The 6,858-nt window shown below is 63.4% G+C and carries 10 protein-coding genes; 6 read left to right on the forward strand and 4 right to left on the reverse strand.

The features are described from left to right. A partial coding sequence (locus tag VB716_RS12040; protein WP_323270600.1) for an ABC transporter permease occupies positions 1-1,317 on the forward strand: 1,317 nt, incomplete at its 5' end. A gap of 86 nt (positions 1,318-1,403) precedes the next feature. Then, positions 1,404-2,057 (forward strand): ABC transporter ATP-binding protein, encoded by a 654-nt coding sequence (locus VB716_RS12045; RefSeq protein ID WP_323270601.1) that lies wholly within the window; start codon positions 1,404-1,406, stop codon positions 2,055-2,057. A gap of 21 nt (positions 2,058-2,078) precedes the next feature. Here VB716_RS12045 and VB716_RS12050 read toward each other — a convergent pair whose 3' ends face one another. Together VB716_RS12050 and VB716_RS12055 are read right to left on the reverse strand one after the other, a co-directional pair. Next, positions 2,079-2,411 carry a hypothetical protein gene (locus VB716_RS12050; protein ID WP_322758641.1) on the reverse strand — a complete coding sequence of 111 codons (333 nt, stop codon included), beginning with the start codon at positions 2,409-2,411 and terminating at the stop codon, positions 2,079-2,081. Between the two features lie 390 nt (positions 2,412-2,801). Next, positions 2,802-3,404, reverse strand: coding sequence for a short chain dehydrogenase (locus VB716_RS12055; RefSeq protein WP_197156141.1), 603 nt, complete (start codon positions 3,402-3,404; stop codon positions 2,802-2,804). Between the two features lie 81 nt (positions 3,405-3,485). Between VB716_RS12055 and VB716_RS12060 the strand changes: the two genes are divergently transcribed. The 4 genes from VB716_RS12060 to VB716_RS12075 all read left to right on the forward strand — a co-directional run bounded on the left by VB716_RS12060 (position 3,486) and on the right by VB716_RS12075 (position 5,470). Next, the gene (locus tag VB716_RS12060; protein ID WP_323270602.1) at positions 3,486-3,671 is read left to right on the forward strand and encodes a hypothetical protein; all 186 of its coding nucleotides are present in this window, start codon (positions 3,486-3,488) and stop codon (positions 3,669-3,671) included. Positions 3,672-3,714: 43 nt separating this feature from the next. After that, positions 3,715-4,008, forward strand: coding sequence for a hypothetical protein (locus VB716_RS12065; RefSeq protein ID WP_323270603.1), 294 nt, complete (start codon positions 3,715-3,717; stop codon positions 4,006-4,008). A gap of 266 nt (positions 4,009-4,274) precedes the next feature. Then, positions 4,275-4,727: a rhodanese-like domain-containing protein gene (locus VB716_RS12070; RefSeq protein ID WP_323270604.1), complete on the forward strand. Its 453-nt coding sequence runs from the start codon at positions 4,275-4,277 to the stop codon at positions 4,725-4,727. Between the two features lie 11 nt (positions 4,728-4,738). Beyond that, complete coding sequence (locus VB716_RS12075; RefSeq protein WP_323270605.1) at positions 4,739-5,470, forward strand: TIGR04283 family arsenosugar biosynthesis glycosyltransferase; 732 nt, start codon at positions 4,739-4,741, stop codon at positions 5,468-5,470. Here VB716_RS12075 and VB716_RS12080 read toward each other — a convergent pair. Continuing rightward, the gene (locus VB716_RS12080; RefSeq protein WP_323270607.1) at positions 5,452-6,144 is read right to left on the reverse strand and encodes a DUF547 domain-containing protein; all 693 of its coding nucleotides are present in this window, start codon (positions 6,142-6,144) and stop codon (positions 5,452-5,454) included. The two genes, VB716_RS12075 and VB716_RS12080, sit on opposite strands and share 19 nt — an antisense overlap. Before the next feature lie 179 nt (positions 6,145-6,323). Then, positions 6,324-6,506, reverse strand: coding sequence for a conjugal transfer protein TrbI (locus VB716_RS12085; protein WP_322758635.1), 183 nt, complete (start codon positions 6,504-6,506; stop codon positions 6,324-6,326). Positions 6,507-6,858: the final 352 nt, after the last annotated feature.

The following is a 6,858-nucleotide window of genomic DNA, read 5'->3' on the forward strand; positions in this document are numbered from 1 at the left end:
ATGCCCACCCCACCCAGCCAGCCAGCAGGGCCCGTCCTCCGGCGAGCCGTCAGGCGGCAGCGCCGCACCGACCGCACAGCCGCCGAACTGGGCGAAAGCGTGGTCCTGGCCTGGTCGTCGCTGCTGGCCAACCGGATGCGCTCGGCCCTCACCATGCTGGGGGTGATCATCGGCATCGCGGCCGTGATCGCCATGGTCACGATCGGCAGGGGTGCCCAGCTGCAGACCGAAAACCAGCTGAAATCCCTGGGCTCGAACCTGATCTTCGTGCAGAGCGGCGCAACCCTGGGGCGCAGCCCCGCTTCCCAGGGGTCGGGGTCGGCCACCACCCTCGTGTGGGATGACGCCAGGGCGATCGCCGCCGCCATCCCAGCCGTGGCGCAGGTGGCGCCGATGCTGAGCGCCCGGGGCCAGGTGGTGCTGGCCGAGCGCAACACCAACATCTCGATCGTGGGCACCACACCCGACTTCGTGGGGGTGCGGGATTTCCTGCCCCTGACCGGCCGCTTCTTCAACGAGGCCGAACTCAAGCAGAACGCCCGGGTGGCCGTACTGGGCCAAACGGTGGTGGACAGCCTGGGAAGCACGCCGCAGGGGGCCCTGGATCAACAGATCCGGATCCGGGGGGAGAGCTTCACGGTGATCGGCACCCTCGAATTCAAGGGCACCAACTCCTTCCGCGATCAGGATGATCAGGTGATCATTCCGCTCACCACGATGGCCAATCGCATCGTGGGGGTGAATGCCCAGGCCGGTGTCTCCGTGGACAGCATCTCCGTGTCGGCCCGCAGCGCCGACAGCATGGAAGCGGCCCAGGCTCAGATCACCAACCTGCTGCGGCTGCGGCACAGAATCGTGCCCCCGCGAGAGGATGATTTTCTGATCCGCAGCCAGGCAGATCTGGTCAACGCCTCCAACTCGGTGGCGGGCGTGTTCACCGCTCTGCTGGGTGGATCGGCGGCCATTTCCCTGCTGGTCGGCGGCATCGGCATCATGAACATCATGCTGGTCTCGGTCTCGGAACGGACGCGGGAGATCGGCATCCGCCGGGCGATCGGGGCCCGCTCCAGCGACATCCTGCGCCAGTTTCTGATCGAGAGCACGGTGCTCTCGCTGGTGGGCGGAGTGCTGGGGGTGGCCCTCGGCGTTGTGGCCTCCCTGCTGATCAACGCCGCCTTCGGGTGGAGTGCCGGTGTGGCCCTGGATGCGGTGGGGCTCTCCCTGGGGTTCTGCCTGGTGATCGGAGTGTTCTTCGGGGCCTATCCCGCCGGCAAGGCAGCGAAGCTCGACCCGATAACGGCGCTGCGCAGTGATTGACCCCGGAATGATTGAAACCGGAGTGATTGACCCCTGACTGGAATCCGCCGATGTTGCAACTGAGAGCGATCAGCAAGACATATCAGATGGGTGGAGAACCCGTGGAGATTCTCCATGGCATCGATCTCTCAATTCTGCGGGGAGACTACACCGCGATTGTGGGCAGCTCTGGATCCGGGAAATCGACCTTAATGACCATCATGGGATGCCTGGAAAAGCCCAGCGGCGGCCACTACTACTTTGACGCCAGAGATGTGACCCTGTTAAGCGATCATGAGTTGACCGACATCCGCAATTTCAGGATCGGCTTCATCTTCCAGCAATTCAATTTGCTCTCCCGGCTCACCGCCCTCGAAAATGTGATGCTGCCGCTGGTCTATGCCGGCGCCCCCAGATCCGAACGGCGCGAGCGGGCCGAGGAGATGCTGGTGCAGGTGGGGCTGGCCGATCGCCTGGCCCATCGGCCCAACCAGCTGTCCGGCGGCCAGCAGCAGCGGGTGGCCATGGCCCGGGCCCTGGTCAACCAGCCGGAACTGCTGCTGGCCGACGAACCCACCGGCGCCCTCGACTCGCGAACCGGAGAGGAGGTGATCGAGCTGATCTCCGGCCTGCATGCCCGGGGCCTCACGATCGTGCTGGTGACCCACGATCCGGCGGTGGCCCATCGCAGTGACAGGATCGTGCGGCTTCAGGATGGACAGATCACAAGCGACAGCAGCGCCCAAGGGGAGAGGAGCTGAGCCGATTGCCCTCAGGACTGCTCACCAAGTGGTCCTTTGGCGCATCACACCCGAGAACCCCATCACCACCGGCGGCTTGAAGGGCTCCAGCTGCTGGGCCGTGGCCTCCAGGAAGGTCACCGGAATCGTGATCAACAGGATGTAGCCGCGGAGGTGGGGGTCGAGGTTCCCCTGGGGGGAAGGCAACTGGGCGGCCAGCACGGTTTCCCGCGGCGCCCAGAGGGGATTGGTGCGAGCCTCCGCATAGATCTCTGCCAACCGGGAGCTGCGGCTCTGATCAGCGAGAGACGCAGACTCTGCTGAATGGGCAAAGGCGTTGCGCAGATTGCGCAGGGCGGAAAGGGCTCGCTCCACCGGCGTGTCAATTGCATGGAAACACCAATGGCATTGCATGGGATAGCGCGTACAACGCCGCAGGGCACATGAGCCTTCTACCGGTGTACCGATCAATGCAACCATCATCATGGAACACCTGGAGCGACTGAAGCTGTGTATAGGTCCTGGCCTCAACAAGTTCCGACGGCAAAGGAGCACTTCTTCATTCTTTTCCACTCCCTCCAGGCGCTGCCTTCCGACTGTCCCATGGAATAATCGGACATTGATTACCAACAAGCTCCAGCGCCAGATCCAAATCCCCATCCAACAGGTACTTTGCCGCCAAGGACAGCACTGTGGCGCCATCTTTCATGCGCTAGAAGCAGACTCCCCAGCATAGGATCAAGAGCCGGAGTCTGAAGCATCTGCTTACACGTAGTCGCGTGGATCGAGTCTTTCGCCGGTCATCTCGCTTTCCACGCTGTCGACGTACGCCTTCGCGACGACCGAAGCGGACAAACCTGGCGTGGGATCGCGCCCCAATGCAAGCAGCGTCTCGCGAACCCACGGTGGCGACACCACGTTGATGCGTACCCCTCGGGGCATCCCCAGCGCTGCTGCCCGCGTGAAGGCGTCGAGGCCGGCATTGACCATGCTAATCGAGCAGCTGTCTGGAACAGGATTCCGACCCAGAACGCCGCTTGACAGTGTGAACGAGCCTCCATCTGAGATCGAAGCCAGACCCAGACGGACGAGATTGACCTGCCCCATCAGCTTGCTGGTGAGACCGAGTTGAAAGTCGTCATCGGACAAGTCTGCGATTGATCCAAAAGCGGCCTGCCCAGCTGCGCAGACCACAGCGTCGAACGGAGCCACCGCTTCAAACAACGCTCGGATGGATTCCGGCTGGGCAATGTCCACCTGCTGATCGCCCCTGGTGCGGCTGACGCGAATCAGTTGGTGCCGTTCTGCAAGGGCTTGATCAACCGCCTGGCCGATGGTCCCAGCTGCTCCGATGAGGACAATTCTCATAAGAAGACGTCTCTTCGTTGGCCGATCCTGAAAAATAATCCCTTGCGGTGTTGCTTCCCAACCTTGAGGCCCATCCTGTCGATGAGCGACAGTGGATCCTTGGAGCAACCGATCGAGGAGTGGCCCTACCTCGATCAGGAGGTGCTGCTACGCACCCGCAGCCGCAAGGTCTGCATGACCAGCCACTGGTTCAGGCACCACGCCGGCCCCAATTGCATCCCGCTGCTCACCTCACCAGTCGTTGCCAGGGCTGGACTGACAACATGACCCGCCAGCGGGGCTGGGCACCGGTGGCCGGCCAGCGGGGGTGATGGCTGCAGCCAGCCGCGGCGCAGCTCGGGTGGAGGGGCACCTGGTGGTGGGGGTTTTGCCCGATGAAGGAAGCGGTGACGACAGGCAGGGCACCGCCGAAGTGGATCAGGCCCTGTTCACCGGCATGGGGAAGGCCCGCAACGTGATCAACGTGCTCAGCGCCGATGTGGAGGTGGTCTGCGGTGGCGGCGGCCCCGGTACGGCATCAGAAGCTGCCCATGCGCTCAATGCCCGCAGGCCGCTGATCCTGCTGACAGTGCCGGTGGTGGGTGGTTTCGTGCGCTGGCTCTAGCGGTGGTTCGTGTCCTGAAGGCAACGAAATGCGATCATCACGCAATCGGCAACACAACTTCATCTGTGAATGTGTCTGTTGTTCTCCACACCCGGCCTTCCACTGGCACGCATGGGGCAGGCAGCGTGAGTAGACAGGAGAACCAGGGAGTCTCATTCGTGCTACACACAATCCCATTGCTGGCCGCTACCTGTCTGGCGGGATTCACGGTGCTGCAACTGCTATTCAGCACCTAGTCGTGGTGATCAGCTACTGGCTGGTTCGCGATGCGAAGCTTCCTGTGGTTCTGGCTGAAGCAGTGGATCCGGTTGCGCTATTCATCGGTTCCCTCCATTCGTCCTGATCGCCTGCTAAAGATCCTGGCGATGCAGCAGGCTGGCGACTGGTTGATTCTCGATGCCCGCACGACCGCCGAATTCAACGTGAGTTGCCTCCCAGGCGCGGTGTCTATCGGGGATGGGGAGGTGATTCCGCTCTCAGGCCCACTGGGCAAAGCCTCGAGGGAGCGGCCGATCCTGGTGTGCTGTGCGGTGGGGGTGCGCAGTGCTGCCGTGGTGAACCGGCTGCAGGAGCGGGGCTTCCGGAAGGCCGTGAATCTGGAGGGAGGGCTGTTTGAATGGGTGAATCAAGGGCATCAGCTGGTGCATGTGGGCCAACCCACCACGCTTGTGCATCCGTTCAATCGCTTCTGGGGTCTGCTCCTGAAGCCGCACCGATGAGAGGCACTGGCATGGCGCCACTGTCGATCATCATTCCCACCCTGAACGAGGCCGCCAGCCTGGGACGCACGCTGGCGAATGTGCATGCCCTCGATCCACCGGCCTTCGAAGTGCTGGTGGTGGATGGCGGCAGCTGCGACGCCACCCGGGCGATCGCCACCGCGGCGGGTGTGGAAGTGTTCCCCTGCGAAGTAGCGGGCCGGGCGATCCAGATGAATGCAGGCGCGCGGCAGGCCCGCGGCAGCCTGCTCTGCTTTCTGCATGCCGACACCCTCGTTCCCACCGATCTGGTGGCGATCGCGGAGCGGGTGCTGGAGGACCAGGCCATCGCCGGGGCGGGCTTCGTGTCGCTGATGAGTGGCGAAGACACCACCCGTTGGGGGATTTCGGCCCTGAACCTGCTCAAGACCCATCTGGCGCCATTGCTGTTTCGCCCACACCTGTACTGGCGCGGACTGCGTCTGCTGTTCGGCGATCAGGTGATGATCTGTCGCCGGCAAACCTTCTGGGAGGTGGGTGGCTTCAACGAAGCTCTGCCGATCCTGGAGGACGGCGATCTCTGCCTGCGGCTGCTGAAGCAGGGACGCATCCGGCTGATCAACCGGGTGGTGATCAGTTCCGACCGGCGGGTGCAGCGCTGGGGCGCCGGCAAGGCCGCTGCGATCTATCTCTCCATCGGCGTGCTCTGGGGTCTGGGCATGCCACCGGCCGCCCTGAAGCGCCTCTACGAGGACATCCGCTGATTCAGGCTCCAGTCGTAGGGTAGAAACGCGACCCGGGGTTGATGATCCTGTACCGAAACGCCGCCCAGGCGGGGAAGGATGTAGTCGGGCAGGGAAGGCGCCACCGCCAGGAAATCAGCCTTGTACCACCGGAAGATCTTGCTGCAGTACAGAACGCCCCTCTCAGCGTCGAATGTCACCTTGGCAGGGTTGTTGATGAAGCGGGTCACATCCTGCTCCAGTTGCTCCTCCACCCGCTCCGGCGTGTAGGCCTCATGACGCAGCAGCGGACAACCCAACGAGGCGCAGACGATCGCGAAGTGGATGCGGGGATCACCAGTGCGCTGGCGCAGCATCCTGTTTTCGATCTGCGCCAGGCTGAATAACTCATTGCCAAGGCGATGCACGCGCTGCTGGAAGAATCGCAGGAACCCGATCCAGTTCGGCAGGCCGATCAGGGTGGGGCGGATCGACGCGATTGGATAGGCCGAGAGCACCGCCTGGATTGTGAAAGCGTTGTAAAGGTTGATCCAGTGGGCGATGTGATCCTGTCGGCCGTGGGTATCAGCAGATTGCCTGGCCAGCCAGCGGCTGAGGGTGTCGGGGTGATGGGTTCTCCAGGCTTCGTAATCCACCCGGCCCGCCCGGTCCACGTAGTGCTGGAGGAGATGATTCCAGGCGGGCAGGTCGTTCATGGTTCGGCAGGGGTGGTGGCGTGCAGGCTTGCTCGAGATGCAATTCGCGGAATAGCCGGCCGGTGCCGAGGTGGGCGCCATCGCAGAACCAGCCATGGCGGCTGCGGCCGCAGCGGCAGAGCTGCTGCACGCCAGCTGGCAGCTCCAGGGGAATCGGCCCCGCAGAGGGTGGAGCCGATTCAGCCATGGCATTCACAGCCACAGCCGGCTTGGCAAGGCTCACCGTTGGGGTGCCCTTTGGCGCAGACCTCGCTGCAGAACAGCAGGGCGCCGTTGCGGAACGGGCTGTCCTCTTGCACCGTGCAGTGACAGCCAGGGCAGGCGCACTGCAGCGTGGCGGGTTTCTCCAGGGTCGTGGTCATGGCCTCTCCTTGCTCCGTACCGATGAACCCAGTCTGCCGCCTTCGCCGGGAGGGAACGGCTTGCCGTACTGACACGACGGTCCAGCGGATCTATCCATGGATCAGAGACCTCGACCAGGGCAGCGCGGCCGAGACCCTGCAACCTGCCCTAGGAGCCTGTCGCGCATAGATCACCGCCCGCATGCTCCACAGACGCCCCTGAATCTGCCCAGATCTCAGTGGCTGCAATGGATCTGGTCGATAATATGGGGCATGAGCAAGCCCAAGACCTTCCGGCCCTGGACCCCGGGACAGACCAGCTTGATGCCACCGTCGCCGATCGACTGGCTGCCGAGTGATCACCTGGTGTTCT

Source organism: Synechococcus sp. CCY9201 (genome assembly GCF_034931105.1).
Lineage (GTDB): Bacteria > Cyanobacteriota > Cyanobacteriia > PCC-6307 > Cyanobiaceae > CBW1002.

Bases quoted from the DNA above. Each gene is read 5' to 3' on its own strand.
- VB716_RS12085 (WP_322758635.1), bottom strand. From the start codon at position 6,506: ATGACCACGACCCTGGAGAAACCCGCCACGCTGCAGTGCGCCTGCCCT.
- VB716_RS12075 (WP_323270605.1), top strand. From the start codon at position 4,739: ATGGCGCCACTGTCGATCATCATTCCCACCCTGAACGAGGCCGCCAGC.
- VB716_RS12070 (WP_323270604.1), top strand. From the start codon at position 4,275: ATGCGAAGCTTCCTGTGGTTCTGGCTGAAGCAGTGGATCCGGTTGCGC.
- VB716_RS12060 (WP_323270602.1), top strand. From the start codon at position 3,486: ATGAGCGACAGTGGATCCTTGGAGCAACCGATCGAGGAGTGGCCCTAC.
- VB716_RS12055 (WP_197156141.1), bottom strand. From the start codon at position 3,404: ATGAGAATTGTCCTCATCGGAGCAGCTGGGACCATCGGCCAGGCGGTT.
- VB716_RS12045 (WP_323270601.1), top strand. From the start codon at position 1,404: ATGGGTGGAGAACCCGTGGAGATTCTCCATGGCATCGATCTCTCAATT.
- VB716_RS12080 (WP_323270607.1), bottom strand. From the start codon at position 6,144: ATGAACGACCTGCCCGCCTGGAATCATCTCCTCCAGCACTACGTGGAC.
- VB716_RS12065 (WP_323270603.1), top strand. From the start codon at position 3,715: ATGGCTGCAGCCAGCCGCGGCGCAGCTCGGGTGGAGGGGCACCTGGTG.